Below are 17,101 nucleotides of genomic sequence, written 5' to 3' on the forward strand. Positions count from 1 at the left end.
TGTATGGCAACCGCTACCCGCGGCAAACAGAATAAAGCGACCGTCTTAATCGAGGGTCACGAGGTCACGATCACGAATCCGGACAAGCTGCTTTGGCCGGAAAAAGGCATTACGAAGGCGATCTATCTTGAACGGCTCATCGCTTTGGCTCCCTATCTGCTTACCTATTGCCGAGACCGCTATTTGACGACGATCCGGTTCCCGAACGGGTGGAACGAAAAGTCGTTTTATCAAAAAAACACCCCCGAGCCTACGCCGGATTTCGTGCGGACGGCGATGCTGGAGAGCATCAATTATGTACACCTGGACTCACTGCCCACGTTGGTTTGGCTTGGCAACCTGGCCTGCCTTGAATTTCATCCGTCTTTTCACCGGATCGGATCCCAGCTGCCGGAGGAATGGCTGATTGACATCGATCCCAGTATCGACCCGGAGCCCCGCATTATGCAGGCCGCCGAAATCATCGGAGATATTCTCGATAAGCTGAACATACGTTCGGTACCGAAAACCTCGGGTGCCACGGGCGTTCAGATTTATGTGCCGATTGCACGAGAGAAGGGCTACACCTTTGAGCAGCTGCGTCGTATCGGGCATTTCGTGGCAAGCTATGCGGTTCAGATGCATCCGAAGCTGTTCACCATCGAACGGCTGAAGAAAAACCGCGGATCGCTCATTTATATCGATTATCTTCAGCATTGGTACGGCAAGACGCTGTCCGCTCCTTACACGCCAAGAGCAAGAGAAAGCGCTTCGGTTTCTACGCCGCTCACCTGGGAGGAGGTTCGCCTTCGCCCCGATCCCCGCGATTTTCATTTGCTCAATATCGGGGAACGCTTGCAGCGTAAGGGAGACCTTATTCAGCAAACGCCCCCGCAAAATCTGGATCACGTGTTATCTCATATTCCCTAAGTGCCTAATCCCGCGGTGTCCTGTCCCAGTACAGACGGGTCACCGGGGTGGACTCGCCTGCCTGCACCTCCGAAGCGGATGCTTCCTCCTCTAACGGATCATGCGTGCTCATCCCCGGCGCGATCGAAGGCTCGTGCTTGCGTCTTGCCTCTTTGCCACGTTTCACCACAACCAATCACCTCCTTTTGTCATGTGCTTTAAAATAACGGCGATAACAATCGGGCAATCGCTTCCTTGCGTTTTTGCCATTTGGGACGTTTCTCGAATATGTCGGGTTTCACTTCAAAGCTGTCCTTCATATCCTGATAAAAGTCCTGCTCAAGCCGATGAATCGACTCCTGATCGAAAAGCACCGCATTCAATTCGAAATTGCTGAAAAAGCTTCGCATGTCCATATTCGCCGTACCCACCGTAGCCAAGAGATGATCGATGATCATGATTTTGGCGTGAATAAACCCTTTCTGGTAGCTGTAGAACCTCACCCCCGCCTGCATCAGCTCTTCCAGGAAGGAGAGCGAGGCATAGTTGACAAGTCTCGAATCCGCCTTATCGGGGTAAATGATGCGAACGTCCACACCGCTGATCGCAGCCGATTTGAGAGCCATGACGATGCTTTCATCCGGAATAAAATACGGCGAAGTAATGTAAATCCGCTTTTTGGCCGTCGTAATCGCGCCGAAAAACATTTCCAGGATCGCATCCCAATAAGCGTCGGGGCCGCTTGCGATCAGCTGGACCGCTTTGCGTTCCTCGCAGGTATGCTCCGGATACAGCAGCGGATCCGCCACTTGATGGCCCGTCACGAACGCCCAGTCTGTCAGAAACGTCTGCTGTAAGGAGTAAACGGCATCGCCGCGAAGCTCCAGATGCGTATCCCGCCAAAATCCCAACCGGGGATTGGCCCCCAAATATTCGTCTCCAATATTGATGCCTCCAAGGAAGCCCTTCAGTCCGTCCACCACAATAATTTTGCGGTGATTCCGGTAGTTCATGCGCTTATCGAAGAATGCGACAAGAGCCGGGAGAAACATATAAATCTCGGCGCCCGCCTCCTTCAGCTGCTTTATGTACTGATGGTTCAGCTTGTAGCTTCCGATCCCGTCAAAGATACAGCGTACCTTCACACCCTCTTTTGCTTTGCGGAGCAGAACCTCGTGGAATTGCAAGCCGATTCGATCATGCCGGTATGTGTAATACTGAAAATGAATATGATGCGTTGCCTGCTCCAATGCCTCGAGCATGACGGGATAAGCCTGCTGCGCATTCGTCAGCACCCTAACTTCGTTGAGCTGCGTAATCAACGATCCGGGAATATTGCTGAGCAAGGCAAACAGCCGCGGCTCATCCCGCCAGGCCCCCAGCTTCCCCTCCTCCAGCGGATGCTCGGAAGCGGAATGCTTTTTGCCCAAATAACGAATATCGGTCACATAACGGATCCCCTTGCGGCGTACCTTGCGGCGTTGGGAGTATTCCTTGGCAAGAAAGTAATACATAAGAAAACCAATAAGTGGAAACATAAAAAGAATGACCATCCAGGCTACTGTCTTCGACGGATGCCTGAACTCCCCGATCAACACAGTGAGAATTTGTGAAATGAATAACAAAAGTACGATTATGATCCATAGCACCGTACCGACCCCCTGCTTTTGAAAAGTTTTGGCGATTCGGCTTTGCACCTTTTAGCCTTTACCGGGAGGAGTTTCCCTATTCGTCTGTACGGTCGTTCGGCGCAGGAACAGAGCGATATATAAATTTTGCTAAATAAATTTTCAAATTTTGAGAAAAATAGTTCGGAACTCTTTTATAACGGCAGAAAAGGAGTACCGAAGCTGTGATCATTCCGAGAAAAGGCAAGAAAAAAGGACAACAGCAAAAAGAAGAGGCGATGGAGAAGCACGACTACCGGTTTATTCAGGACCTCCAATCCGTTTCGGTCTTCCCTACCCTTGAGGAAAACAAGGATTACCTAACTAAGCTGTTTGCCGATTGCTCCGACTTTGTGCTTCGCGAGTTCCTGATCGAGCCGGAAATCCGCGCGATTCTCTTCAATATTGACGGACTCGTGAACGGCGGCCAAGTGAATGACATGATGCAGGCGCTCATGATTCTGGAGGGCGGCGAGCATCTTACCGACCGGATCCTGTCCGCCACACTGCCTGTATCGCAAACGAAAAAGGCAGATAATTACGCGGACTTGCTGCTCGCCGTGCTTAGCGGGGATACGGGCCTGATTGTCGGCGGAAGCACACAGGCCATCGTCATGGGGCTTCGGGGAGCTGAGAAGCGCTCCATTGCCGAGCCCGAGACGGAATCCGTTATTCGGGGGCCCCGGGAAGGATTCGTCGAAAGCCTGCGTACAAATACCTCGATGATCCGGCGCAAGCTGAAGACGCCGCGGCTGAAGATGAAGCCGATGACGATCGGGCGAGAGAGTAATACAAATGTTGTGGTTACTTATCTGGACTCGATCGCCGATCCCCAAGTCGTCCAGGAGGTCGTCAAACGTCTAGAGAAGATTGATATCGATGCTGTGCTGGAATCGGGCTACATTGAAGAATTTATTCAGGATTCCGCGTGGTCGCCGTTCCCGCAAATTCAATATACGGAAAGACCCGATATGGTGGCTGCGGCCCTTCTTCAGGGTCGTGTAGGCATTGTCATCGACGGTACTCCGTTTGTTTTGCTTGTTCCCTTTGTCTTTATGGAGATTATGCAGGCCAGCGAGGACTACTACGAACGTTTTCAGATTGCTACGCTTTTGCGCTGGCTGCGATATTTGTTTTTTGCGCTCTCCTTGCTGACACCGGGGCTATATGTGGCGATATCGACGTTTCATCAGGATTTGCTGCCGACGCAGCTGCTCTTATCCGTGGCCGCGGCACGTGAGTCCATTCCTTTCCCCGCCGTAGTGGAAGCCTTGATTATGGAAATTACGTTCGAGGCTCTGCGCGAGGCCGGTATCCGGCTGCCGAAGACGATCGGCTCCGCGGTAAGTATCCTTGGTGCCCTCGTCGTGGGACAAGCCGCCGTGGAGGCGGGAATCGTGTCCGCGCCTGTCGTTATCGTAGTATCCATTACAGGGATTGCCTCCTTCACCATCCCTCGTTTCAATGGAGCCATCGCCGTAAGGATGCTTCGATTTCCGATCATCTTCGCCGCTTCCGTGTTCGGAATGTACGGCATTTTGATTGCGGTCATGCTCATTATGGGACATTTGGCCAGCCTGCGCTCGTTCGGGGTTCCCTACCTGTCCCCTCTCGGACCTTTATCTTCGAGGGATATGAAGGATATCGTCATTCGTTCGCCATGGTGGTCCATGAAGCGTCGCCCGGCCTTCATGCCTGTCATGGACGAGCAGCGCATGGACGGGGATCTCTCTCAGGAAATCCTGCAGGATGGCGGCCAAAAAGGAAAAACGATTGAACATCACCGCAAGCGGGAGGGGGATGAGCAATGATAACGATGAATTGGCGAAGGCTCAAGAGTTTGCCTCTGCTCGTTATGTGCGTAATGCTGCTTCCCGGCTGCTGGGATCGAACGGAAATCAACGATATGGCCTTTATTCTGGCCTCGTCCGTTGATCTGGAGCAGGACGGCAAGGTCCGGTTCTCCGTGCTTGTCCCCTTGCCGGGTCAAATGGGAGGAGCCACCGGAGGAGGAGGAGGTACCGGAGGGGAGAAGAGCTATTACATCGACTCCGAGACCGGAGTTACTATTCGTGAGGCCCAGGGCAAGCTTCAGCAGCGGATGCCCCGCCGCATGTTTCTGGCCCATCGACGTGTCTTCCTGGTGAGTGAGGATTTTGCCCGCAAGGGAATCAAGGATCTCTACGACACGCTTCCGCGAACGCCGGAAAGCCGCCTAAGCGGATACATGGTTGTAACGAAAGGCCCGGCTCACAAAATGCTGCTGGCTACCCCCAAGTTCGAGCGTTTCCCGTCGGAGGCGATCAGGGAGCTGGCCAAGGGGCCTTACATTATGAATATCAGCATGAAGAACGTGGGCGTAGCCTTGGCTGCTCCCGGATCCGATCCAATTGCGGCGTATATGGAGGTCAAGGAATCCGAGAAAAGTGAGAAGACGTCGAAGGAAGTCAACGTACTGGGGTTTGCCATGTTTAAGGGAGACAAAATGGTAGGAACCCTGGAATCCGATGTCGCCAGCGGCCTGGCCTGGCTGATGAATCAGCGCATCGTCGCCCCAATTACGCTTAAGCTTGAGGATCAAGCCGCCATATCACTCCGGATTTACAATACGGAATCCAATATGAACGTAAAGATCCAGGAGGGCAAACTGAAATACCAGCTCGAGGTTCTCGTTCGGGCCAAGATGATGGAAAACTGGTCCTCTTATGATTTAAGCCAAACAAGCCCGACCAAGAAGGTTGAGAACGCCTTGGCCGAGCATATTAAGAACTCGATCCAGGATGCCTTAAGCAAGTCCATCAAGCAGCAGTCCGATCCGGCCCAGCTCGGCAATGCACTGTTCCGTTCGTACCCTGCGCTCTGGGAGCAAAGCTACGCCAAAACATGGCCTGCCCCCCTTCAGGACGCTGAATTTGATATTAACGTCAAGACGGTCATCGCGGAGAACGGGCTGATTCATCAGAATATCGTCAAGGGGGGAACGCAAAAACAATGAATTCGATTTTCATTTACGTATTCGGCGCTTTGCTTCTGGTGACCGCCTTGATGGACCTTCAACGCATCCGGACGCTGAAAAAATCGATGCGCCGGATGCATCTGCTCGTTTACGTCGTTACCCTCGCTTTATTTGCTTGTATTGTACTCGATATCGATGTGCCGATGCCGACAGGTTTTTTTATTGATCACGTCTCCCCATGGGTGTTTCAGTATATCCACCCGTCGTAGCAGGTACACCATTGAAAGGCAGGTGCCATGCACTTGAACGACTTGCAGATCATCAACCACCGCCAGTTTGCCTGGCTGACGGCAGCGCTGATTACGGGCGGCGGACTGCTGACCATACAGCATGAGCTTGTACGCGTTGCCGATATGGACGCCTGGTTTGCCTATCTGCTTCCAACGGCTTATTTGTTTTTGGTAGCCTTTTGCTTTGGATTTCTTGCGCAGCGGTTTCCGGGCATGCACATATTTGAAATCACCAAAGCGATCTTCGGAAAGATTGTCGGCACCCTGGTCAACCTTGTGCTGCTCTTTCACCTTTGGCTCATTTTGGTGCGGGATCTCCGATCCTTGGGAAAATTCGTCGGAACGATTCTCCTTCCGAATACACCGGACGAGATGATTATTCTTGTACTGCTGCTGCTGCTGATGTTTTATGGCCGAACCAGCGTGGAGATCATAGCCCGGGTGAACGACTTTTTTCTGCCCATACTGTTCGGGCAATTCGTGCTGCTGCCACTGTTTCTCAGCAATGAAATATCGGTCAATTTACTGCAGCCGATTTTGGCGTCTCCGGCTGCGGATCATTTGAGGATGAATTATTTGACCTTCGGATGGTACGGAGACATTTTCGTTATGGGCGCCTTTCTGCACACCCTCTGGAACGCCCGCCAAATCCGTGCGGCGGTTCGTCACGGTACGGTTATCTCCACCTTTCTGCTGACGCTCCTGTTGGTCCTGGAGGTGATGGTGCTCGGCCCGGTCATCCCCGGCAACATGGTTTATCCCAACTACAGTCTAGTGCAGCATATCCATCTAACGGATTTTCTGGACCGGGTGGACTTGCCGGTGCTGATGATCTTTTTTCCGATACTTGTCTGCAAAATATGCTTGATCTACTTGTCGTTTTTGAATGGTGTCGCAGGGTTGCTAAAGTCGAGGGATTATACCGTAATCAATACACCATTCGCTCTTTTCCTGCTGGTCACCTCATTGCTTTCGTTTAAAAGCACTACGGAGGTGTTCAGCTTCGGCAACTACAGCTCTGCGCTTATATGTTTAAGCTACCAGCCGCTTCTTCTGATCGCCATCCTGCTTGCCGCTGGACGCTTCCCTAAGAGGAGTCCCGGAAAGCAATCGGAATTGGGGCATGGTACCGGGCCGGTGAACCGCCCGAAACAAAGCGGGATGCTGGGCTCTGCTATCGGACAAAGGTCATACCGTACCTGGAGCCGAATCGGGAATATGCTGCTGGCTCTAATGATGGGGCTGGTCGCCGTAGGTATCCTGCTCGGCAGGCAATATGCTCTCGTTGGGACTCTCTGCGGGATCGGCTATGGAGTCAGTCTGGTGCTCCTGCTGGGAACAACGCATATGGAGATCCAGGCGGCAAAGGAGCAAAATGTTCTTCGAGCAAACCCCGATTTGACGGCTGGGAGCTAATCCATGAAAGTGCAACAAAATCGAAAGGAGTTATCATGAATTACAAGTGGTTTCAAAGCAAGCTGACGTTCGTCATCATTCCTGAGGTGAACGGCAGTGTCGTTCGTGTCAAGCTGAGCCGGGCGGCCATCTGGGGTACCGTGATTACGGCAGCTATCCTGGTGATAGCCTCCTTATTCGTCTATTTTCATTATGCTCATACCGCCGCCACGGCATATTGGTGGAATGCGGAGTTATCCGGACAAAATGAGCAGCTGGAAAAGGATTTGGACAGCAAAAACGCCACGATCGAGCAATTGAAAAACGATATCTTCTCGTTGTCCAAGCAAGCCGAGGAGGTTCGCAGCAAGGTCGAACAAATGAAGCAGCTGGAAGATGAGCTGAAAGAGCTGTCCCCGGGAGCAGGGGCAGCGATCTCCCAAGGGCAGGCCGACGCCGGCGGCACGTCCCTAGCCGGCATGGGCGGCCCCGCCGTTTCCGTTACGACGCAAGAGACGAAAGCACTGGCTTCCGCCACGGAAGCCTCCTATGCGGCCCTGGGCGCCGAAATGGCCGAGCTGGAAGCCCGCTTCGCAGAATCAAGACGCATTCTAATGGAAAAGCGGGAGCGCCTGCAGCATACTCCAAGCTTATGGCCTACCGTGTCACGGATTGTGACCTCCAATTACGGATATCGTAAGGATCCGATTCATCATAAGCTCAGCTTTCACCGGGGGATCGACATCGCCGGCAAAATGAACGATCCGGTCTATGCCTCCGGCAGCGGCACGGTACATACGGCAAGCTACGACAAGCTGCACGGGAACCACGTCATCCTAGAGCATGGTTCCGGACTTCGCACCTGGTATATGCATTTGAACAGCTTAGATGTGAAGCAGGGCGATAAGGTTGTAAAAGGCCAAACCATAGGAAGGCTGGGCACTACCGGGCGCAGTACCGGACCGCATCTGCATTATGAGGTGATTCAAGGCGGAAAGGCTACGGATCCGAAGCCTTATTTGCCAGCCAATGCTGCGAAGAGCTAGTGCAAACCTTAACATATCATGAAGGTGGTAAAGAAATCATGGCAATGTTCAAAAAGATGAAGCCTCCTCTGGCGGTCAGCGGCAGTGCCGTCACCTTGATCGGAGAAGGCAGTGTAATTGAAGGCGACCTGTATGCACCGGCAGATCTTCGGGTGGAAGGCGAGATACGCGGTCGGCTGCGCTCGGAGGGAGAGGTCGTAGTCGGAGAACGGGGATATGTGCGTTCCGATCTGCATGCCGCCCATGTGATCATTGCCGGACGTGTAGAAGGCATTGTGCGTGCCGAAGGAACCGTCCGGATCACGGCGACCGGCAAGCTCTCCGGCACCATCTTGGCCGGCTCGCTGATTATTGAGCAAGGGGCTGTATTTCAAGGCAAAAGCGACATGTATGGCGGCAAAGAAGCGCTGCCGCTGCAGGAGGCAAAAGAGAAGGAGGATGCGGCGCTGTCCTGTGTCGTGGTATAATAGCATGACAGCCGTTTAGGGGCTGTTATTCTATAGGTAGCAGGAGCCGAACCACGATGATGAAGCCGCAGACGATTTTATTTGATTTGGACGATACACTGCTGTATTGTAATAAATTTTTTGATATGGTCATGGATCAGTTCGCCGACCAGATGGAGATGTGGTTTCACGGATATCACTTATCGATTGAGGAAGTGAAGAAGAAGCAGGCCGAGCTGGATCTGCAGCAGGTGCTGGTCAGCGGGTTCTCTCCCTCCCATTTTCCCAAGTCGTTTATCGATACTTATGAATATTACTGTCATCTGCTCGGACGTCCTTGGCGCGAAGATGAGGTTCATTCCTTGAAGGAGCTCGGGGATTCGGTATACGGTCACGATATCGAGCCTTACCCTCACATGGAGGAAACGCTGCTTGAGCTTCAGGCAGCAGGGCATGTGCTGCATCTATATACCGGCGGAGACCCGGCCATTCAAATGCGCAAAGTAACCGAAGCCGATTTGGCGCGGTTTTTTGGCGACCGCATACATGTAACGCGGCACAAGACGACCGAATTTCTCGGCGGCTTGATCCGTTCACACGGCTTCGATCGCAGCAGCACCTGGATGATCGGAAATTCCCTGCGCACCGACATCATGCCTGCACTGGAGAACGGCATCCACGCGATCTTCATGCCGGCGCAGCAGGAGTGGTCCTTCAACCAAGTGGAGGTAACGGCCAAGCCGGCCGGCGCTTACTTGACCTTGTCCTCGCTGAAGGAGATCCCCGGGGCCATCCGGGATTATGTGGAAGGAAAGCTGGAGTAGCAAAAAAAGGACCTCTATTCCACGAATCGTGTGGATTGAGGTCCTTTTACCTGTAATCGGTCCGAGCTTATTGCTTATCGGGAAGCAAAATCGTAGTTAATATGCGCTTGCGTCGCGCCTCCGTAGGTTCGTTGTCCATCATACGGTAGAGCGACTCCCTGAAGCCGGCGATAAATTCCAGCAGCTCCTCATCCGAGGCAAAGAAGGACGCTTGGCGATAAGACAGTCCGTCCTTGCGAGGGTCGATCGATTCGCCTTCCAGATACGTACCGAAATCATTAATTAAGCCTGCAAGGAAATGCAGAAAATACTGCATATGATCCTGCGGCGTCGCCTTCTTAAGATCCTCCTCGGTAAGGCTCTCCCCCTGATCGGCAAGCGCATAGACCCGTTCGACCGCCCCGCGAATTTGCTTCTGATCTACAACGACCAGCAGTCCGCCCTTGCGCAGCAGATTCAAATGCCGGTACAGCGTTGCCTGAGGCACCTCGGGCAGCCGCTCGGCCATTTGCCCTACGGTGAGCTGCCTGCCGCCGACCAGCGTTTGAATGAGCTTAAGCCGTACCGGATGCAGGATTAAGTCAGCCTTGCTTTTCACCGGACACCGCCTCCGCCTGCCATCATTCTCATTGTTTAAAATGATCATAATATGCTAACAGACCCGTGTCAACGCCAGTAAAGAATTACCAATTTTACTCTTGCTCAGAAAGCAGCTTCCGGGCCTGCCATTCCGACCAATTGAAGGAAAACCAAGGGTCGTCCTCCGTACGCATCAAGCGTTCTCGCATCCGCCTCAGCACTTCGTCCGTTTCCCCCACCTCGGGATGCTTGCGCTTCAGCTCCACCAGCGATGGAACTACCTCGTAGCTCAGGCTTCCCAAATAGTTGACATCGATGCGACCCGTCGTTTCATATCGATCCATATTGCTGCGGGCGATGATTCCGTCGACGTTCAAGTAATTCAACGCTACGTAGGCAAGCAGGGCAACAGCCAAATAAGGCTTGATTAGCGAGACCTTCGGCTTCCAAAGCTTATAAAGCGCGATAACAAACAGCACCAGCAAGAACACCATAAACGCATGCACCAAAATCCTCGTCACGGTGTAGCCGTAGGCCTCTTCGTACATCGACAGCCGCAAATAGGCGGAGCTTAGCATCACGCCCGTGCAGCCGATGAGCACTGCCAGCAGCAAGCGCAGCAGCCTGTAGGCATTGATGCCGGTGCGGTTCACCCCGTAGAGCATGATCATGAGCACCGAAAAGTTGATGACTGTGACGGTGACCAGCTCCCCGAAGCCCTTACGGGCGTACTCGGCATATGTAACGCCCTCCGGCAGAGCGGAGGCTCCTCCTCCGAAGAAGTAGGAGAATTGAACGAAGGCAAAGAGCAAGTAGACGGCATTCAACACCACAAGCAATGTCGCAGCAATGGTGGGGTCGATAAGCGGCTGGGTCTTTGACGAAGTCTGCAGGGCGGGAGGATCAGGCTCCCACGCTCCCGCTTCCGTCTCCTTACGGGCAGCGGAGCCGAATGGCTTGGGGTAGAGCAGCCCTTTCATATAAGCAAATAACAGGACGGCTACAAGAACAATCCAGAGTCCGCGTAACAGAAGCTCCCCCGCCTCCAAACCCTTCAGCAGCTCGGGCAGCCGCGACAAGGAACGGTCGAACATGGTATCCGCGGAAGCAAGTAAAGAAACGACCAGCGCCAGCAAGGGGATCGAAATCAGCAAACCGGTCAACACCTTGACCAGCTCCTTGGAGCGCCGACTGGACATCCGCGAGGTCATAGACCGAAACGGCAGCTTGATCGGAGCGGACACGTTGCTGACCGTCTGGAACAACACCTGCTCGGCCATCAGCCCGAGCAGCTTCGTCGGTTCAAACCGACTGCCTCGCACCATCCATACGGTATGTAGCAGAACCAGACCTGGCACCGCCAGCGTATTCAATACACGGAACAGCGTATTGCTAAATAAGCCGTAGGTTAAGCTGAGCAGGGTAACGGCAACAAGAACGATTGCCGACGGTCCAAGCGTTCGTCCCTCCCGCCCATGGTATGCCCAGAAGAACATTGCATAGAAAAGGCCAATAAACAAAGGGACGGAAATACCCCAAGCATTTTCATAAAAAACGATGTGATGGACAGCGCCGCAAACCAGTGCCGCCGCAAGCAGCCACCCATCTTGACGTTCCACACTCGGTTGCGTATTCAACGAAACGTCTCCTCCTTATTGAAGCCAATTCCAGCTATCGGCATTTGGGCTAAGAACACGGATGACCTCAATCAATTCCTCGGCTGCTTTAGCGGCTGCCTCTTCCCTTTCGCCCGGAAACCGAAGCGCCTCCCTAAGGCATATCCCCGCTTCGTCGGACAAGCAGGAGCTGGCGATCACTCTCCGAATCACTTCAGCGTCATCCAAGAAAAGCACTTCACTCACAGGCTGCCCCTCCTGCAAGCTGTATAACAAACGCGCGAGCTCTATCATCGTTTTCCACTGCCGCTCGGGAGCCCCCCGGCCTTGCTTCAGCTCCGCCTGCGCCTCCTTAAGCAGCTGTTCTCTCCAAGATAAAGTCAGCGGCATACGCGACTCGACCGGAAATTCCATCATGGCTATCGTTCCTCCCGCCTTATGGTGATCTGTCCTTATTGTAGGCTTGAAAAACAGGAACAAAAAGTGTAACTTTTAAATAACAATTTTCGTATTTTAGGCGAAAGAAGGTGATCTGGATGAAGCTGGCCTCGCACTACTTGCGGCTTCGGGAGCAGTATCCACATATTCGGGAAGAGCAGCCGTTGGAGGTCACCCTTGATGAGCTTGCAGTCGGGCTGGATTGCACCCATCGGAACACACAGCTCTTGTTGAAAAAAATGCAGGAGCTCGGATGGGTGGATTGGGAGGCAAGACGCGGCAGAGGGCAGCGGTCGAAGCTCCTTTTTCTCAAGCCGGCGGATGACTTGATTCTGGATGTGGCGAAGGATCTGGTGGAGCGGAAGGATCTGCGAGGGGCGCTGGAGCAAATGAAGGTGTTTCATGTCCCGGACTCCCTGAAGGAAAGCTTCCACCATTGGCTGAACGGATACTTCGGCTACAGCAGCGAGGTGCGGGGAAATGTTCGCTTCGATCTGCTGCGCTTTCCTCTCACCCAGCCGCTAACCTCGCTGGACCCGGCTACGATTCACTTTACGACGGAAGCCCATCTGGTGCATCAGCTATTCGATCCGCTAGTGCGATACAATCGGCTAACCCAATCGATCGAGCCGCATTTGGCCCATGCTTGGGAGGCCGATGCGGAGCGGAAGGCGTGGACCTTTCACCTTCGCAAGGGTGTGCTGTTTCACCATGGCCGGGAGCTGGATGCAGAGGATGTCGTTTATACGTTCGAACGGCTTAAACAGCGTGCTTCCGGCTCCTTGTACAGCTGGGTGCTCCGCCAGATTGAGACAGTCGAGGCAATCGATCCGATTACGGTACGGTTTCGTCTTACGGAGCCCAACGAGCTGTTCCTGCAGTATGCCGGCACGAATCGCGCCTCCATCCTCCCTGCCGACGTATGCGAGGAGCTAAAGGAGCGCTTCGCGCTCTCTCCCGTCGGCACCGGTCCCTTTAAGCTCGTGAAGAATGACCGTTCCATGTGCGTGCTGGACGTGTTCCCCGCCTACTTCCAGGGACGTGCGCATTTGGATCGTGTAGAGCTGTGGCATATGGAAGGGCTGGAGGAGCGGGACCGCTTTCGGACGCTAGAAAGCTTTCAGATCCTTCATAACTACCGGCTGCCCGACGAAGCCACCGGTGCTTGGCAGCAAATTCAACAGCAGGGAACCACGGCGAAGTTTATTACCTTCAACTTGCTGAAAGAAGGCCCCTTGGCGCAGCCGGAGCTGCGCGAAGCCGTTGTGGCCGCCCTGGATCGGACCCGGCTCCTTGAGCGCTTGGGGGGGGATGCCGTCTATGCCGGCGACAGCTTCCTTGACTCGGAGCAGCACTTACCTTTAGAGGCCGTATCGGTACCTCCGACCGAGGTCCGGGCACTGCTGAAGCAGGCCGGCTATGCGGGGGAGCGGCTGTCGCTATGCACCATCCCTCAGTACGAACGGGATGCCCTGCTAGTGCAAGCCCTCCTGCAGGAGGCAGGGCTGGCTGTAGAACTGAGACTGCTCAGTGCCGAGGAGTTCAAAGGCGAAGCGAGACTGCAGGCCGATCTGCTCCTCTTCTCCATTATGCTGGACAACGACGCAGAGCTGCGGCTCATCGATTTGTTCAAAAGCATGCAGCGCCATGTCGAGCCTTCTGTCCGAGCCCAAATCGACCGTTTGCTGACAGCGGCTCTTCGTGAGTCTGAGCGCGGGCGCCGTACGGAGCTGCTGCAAGCGATCGAGTCCCAGCTTAAGGCGAAGCGGCTGCTGCGGCTGCTTTATTTTAAGAAGCTCAAAACCTTGTATCACTCCTCTGTCAAAGGCATTTCGCTGGATTCGCTCGACTGGGTTCAATTTAAAAACATCTGGTTTAAGCCATAATCCTTCCATCTCCTGAATATGGTAAAAGTATCGAACCGCAGGAAAGGGGATAGGAAGGTGAGAGCACCGAAACGAATCACGTACCGCGATACACGGTACGGCTTTACGCTGCGCATTCCAAGCTGGTGGAGAAGCTATTGTGTCATCAGCAAAACCCGAACGGACCGCGACGCGGAATATGAGCTGCATTTTAAGTTCAAGTATAAGGGCAAGGTGTATGAGGACATCTTCACCGTGCTGGTCTACCGCATGACAAAGAAGCAATGGGTGGAGGAAGGGTACGAGGAATCTCCTCTTGTCTTTATGGCCGAGATGGACGGACGTGTGTTTGCCTATATAACGCCGGAGGAGCTGCCTTACGCTTTTGTGAACAAGAAGACCGGCGATTACGATTACGCGAAGTATGGGCAGGCGATTCGGCTGCTGAAGCGTATGGTCAATGATGAGGTCCCAGTCATCACTCAAAGCATCCGGTTCCCTCGCAAAACGACGACGATTTGCTCCAAGCCTTACCGGGCCCGAGGAGTTTGGACGCCTTGCGGCTGCAAGCGCCGGTAAGGAGAAATAGCCCATGAGGGAGCTCAATCCCTTCGATGGGCTATTTTATTGTTGGCGGGGTAAAAAAAGAGCCGCCCGGCGGCAGCTCACGCTAGCTATTAGATAGCCTATTTGATCAAACGAATCGTTAACGGATAACGATATGTTTCCCCGTTGGCGGCTTTAATCGTAGCAATGATAATAAGAACTAAGGCTGCGACACCGATCAGAATGAGCAGGACAATACCGACCAGCACAAAAATCAAAATGGCCGAAATAAACGAATAAATCATGATGGAAATCTGAAAATTCAGCGATTCCTTCGCATGGTCTTCAACGAACGCGGATTGATCCTTCTTCATCAGCCAAATGATAAGCGGAGCAAAAATACCGATAATAAAGCAGAGTAAGTGGGATAACAGCGCCATGTTCTTTTCTTCACTTGATACCAAGGGAGCACCTCCTTACGGCTTGTGTGTTATAGCATCCTATGCATGGGATCTATACGGTATTACCTGAACCATTTGCCGGGCTGAGGTTTCCTTCGGCCAAAGCGTTCCATGCGCGATATGGGAAGCTCCCCGTTTGGCAGCGGTCGTTCCGACTGAGCCTCGGATTCGTTAATGGAAGCAACCCGGGCAGGAGCTGCTTCCATTTGAGCCAATTGCTGCTCCAAAGCTGCCATCCGCTCCAGTAAATCAAGGACCGTCCGCTGCAGACGACGCACCTCCTGTCTCAGCTCCGGCTCTTCCTCCGGGCGGTTCAGGGTGCTTAGAGCGGCTTCCTTTGCTATAGAATCCGGATCAAGGCCTAAGAGGGCCATTCGTTCCTCCGGTGTCACAATTTTTTGATGCAGCATCCTCCGCCTCCTCCCCTGCCAATTCGTCATGGACCTTTGATATGCATCATTATAACCGATGGCCGCATGAGAGAAGTTAAAGATTCACTAAAGTCTGATGCAAAAAACACGGCACTCCGCAAGTCTGAGGCCGTGTTTGGATCGCAGAGAATTAAGGCAAATTGCTTGAGCCCATCAGGTAGCGGTCCACCTCGCGGGCGGCTTCGCGTCCTTCGTTGATCGCCCATACCACAAGGCTTTGGCCACGGCGCATATCTCCGGCGGCGAATACCCCCTCCACGTTCGTGGCGAATTTGCCGTAGGCTGCCTTAGCGTTGGAGCGTTCGTCCTTTTCCACGCCGAGCTGATCCAATACAGTGGATTCCGGTCCCAGGAAGCCCATCGCGAGAAGCACGAGCTGAGCCGGATATACCTGCTCGCTGCCAGGTACCTCGACCGGGACGAAGCGTCCCTGATCGTCCTTCTTCCATTCAATCAGCACGGTGTGCAGCTCCTTCACATGCCCGTTCTCATCTCCGACGAACCGCTTGGTATTGATCAAATAGCGCCGAGGATCCTCTCCCTGTGTCGCGGCCGCCTCCTCTTGGCCGTAATCCACCTTCAGCACCTTCGGCCATTCCGGCCAAGGGTTGTTCGGCTGGCGGGTTTCCGGCGGCTTCGGCATAATCTCGAATTGGGTTACGCTGGCGCAGCCATGACGAATCGACGTGCCGACACAGTCCGTCCCCGTGTCGCCGCCCCCGATCACGACCACATGCTTGCCTTCCGCGCTGATATACTGCCCGTCACCATGCTCGGAATCCAAAAGACTCTTCGTGTTCTTAGAGAGAAATTCCATCGCCAGATGGACGCCCTTCAGCTCGCGTCCCTCGATCGGCAGATCGCGTCCCTTCGTAGCGCCTCCGCACAGTACGATCGCGTCGTACTCCGCCTTCAGCTGAGATGCGGGAATATCCTTGCCGATCTCCGTGCCCGTCACGAAGGTAATGCCCTCCGCTTGCATGAGCTCGACCCGGCGCTGTACGTATTTCTTGTCGAGCTTCATATTCGGGATTCCATACATGAGCAGACCACCCGGACGGTCGGCACGCTCATAGACCGTAACCGTATGTCCCGCCTTGTTCAGCTGGGCAGCCGCCGCAAGACCGGAAGGGCCGGAGCCGATCACGGCTACCTTCTTGCCGGTCCGCTTCTCCGGCGGCTGCGGGGTAACCCAGCCCTCGGAGAAGCCCCGCTCGATGATCGATTTCTCGATATTCTTGATCGTTACCGGCGAGCCGTTCAAGCCGACCGTGCAGGAGCCCTCGCACGGTGCCGGGCAGACGCGTCCCGTAAACTCAGGGAAGTTGTTCGTCTTATGCAGGCGGTCGAGCGCCTCGCGCCAGTGCCCCTTATAGACCAGGTCATTCCATTCCGGGATCAGGTTGTTTACCGGGCAGCCGGCGGCCATGCCGCTGATCAGCTTGCCGGTATGGCAGAACGGGATGCCGCAATCCATACAGCGGGCGCCTTGCGTTTGAAGCTTCCCCTCGTCGAGCGGTGTGCTGAATTCATTCCAGTGCTTAATGCGCAGCAGAGGGGCGGCTTCTGTCGGTACTTCTCGGTTATACTCCATAAAACCGGTTGGTTTACCCATTATCTTTCCTCCGTGCTGTGTGGGAAAAAGGGGGTGCC

Annotated in this window: 18 protein-coding genes; 10 read left to right on the forward strand and 8 right to left on the reverse strand. The window is 54.0% G+C overall.

The features are described from left to right. Nucleotides 1-3: 3 nt before the first annotated feature. A complete protein-coding gene (ligD, locus tag QMO62_RS15360) occupies nt 4-909 on the forward strand; it encodes a non-homologous end-joining DNA ligase (RefSeq protein WP_284642219.1) in 906 nt (301 codons plus the stop codon). A 4-nt stretch (nt 910-913) separates the two neighbouring features. Here ligD and QMO62_RS15365 read toward each other — a convergent pair whose 3' ends face one another. Together QMO62_RS15365 and cls are read right to left on the reverse strand one after the other, a co-directional pair. Next, nucleotides 914-1,078, reverse strand: coding sequence for a hypothetical protein (locus tag QMO62_RS15365; RefSeq protein ID WP_284642221.1), 165 nt, complete (start codon nt 1,076-1,078; stop codon nt 914-916). 28 nt (nt 1,079-1,106) lie between these two features. Next, nucleotides 1,107-2,537 carry a cardiolipin synthase gene (gene cls, locus QMO62_RS15370; RefSeq protein ID WP_284642223.1) on the reverse strand — a complete coding sequence of 477 codons (1,431 nt, stop codon included), beginning with the start codon at nt 2,535-2,537 and terminating at the stop codon, nt 1,107-1,109. A 257-nt stretch (nt 2,538-2,794) separates the two neighbouring features. Between cls and QMO62_RS15375 the strand changes: the two genes are divergently transcribed. From QMO62_RS15375 to QMO62_RS15405, 7 genes are read left to right on the forward strand one after another with little or no spacing between them, the layout of a single operon-like run. Then, nucleotides 2,795-4,366 carry a spore germination protein gene (locus QMO62_RS15375; protein ID WP_372516721.1) on the forward strand — a complete coding sequence of 524 codons (1,572 nt, stop codon included), beginning with the start codon at nt 2,795-2,797 and terminating at the stop codon, nt 4,364-4,366. Continuing rightward, nucleotides 4,363-5,550: a Ger(x)C family spore germination protein gene (locus QMO62_RS15380; RefSeq protein ID WP_284642227.1), complete on the forward strand. Its 1,188-nt coding sequence runs from the start codon at nt 4,363-4,365 to the stop codon at nt 5,548-5,550. Before QMO62_RS15375 ends, QMO62_RS15380 begins: the two co-directional genes overlap by 4 nt. Next, a complete protein-coding gene (locus tag QMO62_RS15385) occupies nt 5,547-5,780 on the forward strand; it encodes a hypothetical protein (RefSeq protein WP_284642230.1) in 234 nt (77 codons plus the stop codon). The genes QMO62_RS15380 and QMO62_RS15385 overlap by 4 nt, the downstream gene beginning before the upstream one ends. A gap of 33 nt (nt 5,781-5,813) precedes the next feature. Beyond that, nucleotides 5,814-7,217, forward strand: a complete 1,404-nt coding sequence (locus QMO62_RS15390; protein WP_372516678.1) for a GerAB/ArcD/ProY family transporter — start codon at nt 5,814-5,816, stop codon at nt 7,215-7,217. 35 nt (nt 7,218-7,252) lie between these two features. Continuing rightward, the gene (locus tag QMO62_RS15395; RefSeq protein ID WP_284642235.1) at nt 7,253-8,242 is read left to right on the forward strand and encodes a M23 family metallopeptidase; all 990 of its coding nucleotides are present in this window, start codon (nt 7,253-7,255) and stop codon (nt 8,240-8,242) included. A gap of 38 nt (nt 8,243-8,280) precedes the next feature. Further along, nucleotides 8,281-8,709: a bactofilin family protein gene (locus tag QMO62_RS15400; protein WP_284642237.1), complete on the forward strand. Its 429-nt coding sequence runs from the start codon at nt 8,281-8,283 to the stop codon at nt 8,707-8,709. Between the two features lie 59 nt (nt 8,710-8,768). After that, nucleotides 8,769-9,512 (forward strand): HAD family hydrolase, encoded by a 744-nt coding sequence (locus QMO62_RS15405; protein WP_284644955.1) that lies wholly within the window; start codon nt 8,769-8,771, stop codon nt 9,510-9,512. Between the two features lie 67 nt (nt 9,513-9,579). Here the strand turns inward: QMO62_RS15405 and QMO62_RS15410 are convergent, their stop codons facing one another. From QMO62_RS15410 to QMO62_RS15420, 3 genes are all read right to left on the reverse strand, one after another. Continuing rightward, nucleotides 9,580-10,110 (reverse strand): helix-turn-helix domain-containing protein, encoded by a 531-nt coding sequence (locus tag QMO62_RS15410; protein ID WP_284642238.1) that lies wholly within the window; start codon nt 10,108-10,110, stop codon nt 9,580-9,582. Nucleotides 10,111-10,204: 94 nt separating this feature from the next. Then, nucleotides 10,205-11,728, reverse strand: a complete 1,524-nt coding sequence (locus QMO62_RS15415) for a DUF4153 domain-containing protein (RefSeq protein ID WP_284642240.1) — start codon at nt 11,726-11,728, stop codon at nt 10,205-10,207. A 15-nt stretch (nt 11,729-11,743) separates the two neighbouring features. After that, the gene (locus QMO62_RS15420; protein WP_284642242.1) at nt 11,744-12,124 is read right to left on the reverse strand and encodes a hypothetical protein; all 381 of its coding nucleotides are present in this window, start codon (nt 12,122-12,124) and stop codon (nt 11,744-11,746) included. A gap of 119 nt (nt 12,125-12,243) precedes the next feature. On the opposite strand from QMO62_RS15420, the gene QMO62_RS15425 reads away from it, so the two are divergent. Continuing rightward, nucleotides 12,244-14,031, forward strand: coding sequence for an ABC transporter substrate-binding protein (locus QMO62_RS15425; protein ID WP_284642244.1), 1,788 nt, complete (start codon nt 12,244-12,246; stop codon nt 14,029-14,031). Between the two features lie 57 nt (nt 14,032-14,088). Then, nucleotides 14,089-14,589, forward strand: a complete 501-nt coding sequence (locus QMO62_RS15430; protein WP_284642246.1) for a hypothetical protein — start codon at nt 14,089-14,091, stop codon at nt 14,587-14,589. Nucleotides 14,590-14,696: 107 nt separating this feature from the next. Here QMO62_RS15430 and QMO62_RS15435 read toward each other — a convergent pair whose 3' ends face one another. From QMO62_RS15435 to QMO62_RS15445, 3 genes are all read right to left on the reverse strand, one after another. Continuing rightward, on the reverse strand, nt 14,697-15,020 hold the full coding sequence (locus QMO62_RS15435) for a DUF4870 domain-containing protein (protein WP_284642248.1): 324 nt from the start codon (nt 15,018-15,020) through the stop codon (nt 14,697-14,699). 59 nt (nt 15,021-15,079) lie between these two features. Then, on the reverse strand, nt 15,080-15,427 hold the full coding sequence (locus tag QMO62_RS15440) for a hypothetical protein (protein ID WP_284642250.1): 348 nt from the start codon (nt 15,425-15,427) through the stop codon (nt 15,080-15,082). 151 nt (nt 15,428-15,578) lie between these two features. Then, on the reverse strand, nt 15,579-17,063 hold the full coding sequence (locus QMO62_RS15445) for a glutamate synthase subunit beta (protein ID WP_284642252.1): 1,485 nt from the start codon (nt 17,061-17,063) through the stop codon (nt 15,579-15,581). Nucleotides 17,064-17,101 lie beyond the last annotated feature (38 nt).

This window comes from Paenibacillus silviterrae (assembly GCF_030167925.1).
Taxonomy (GTDB): domain Bacteria; phylum Bacillota; class Bacilli; order Paenibacillales; family NBRC-103111; genus Paenibacillus_G; species Paenibacillus_G silviterrae.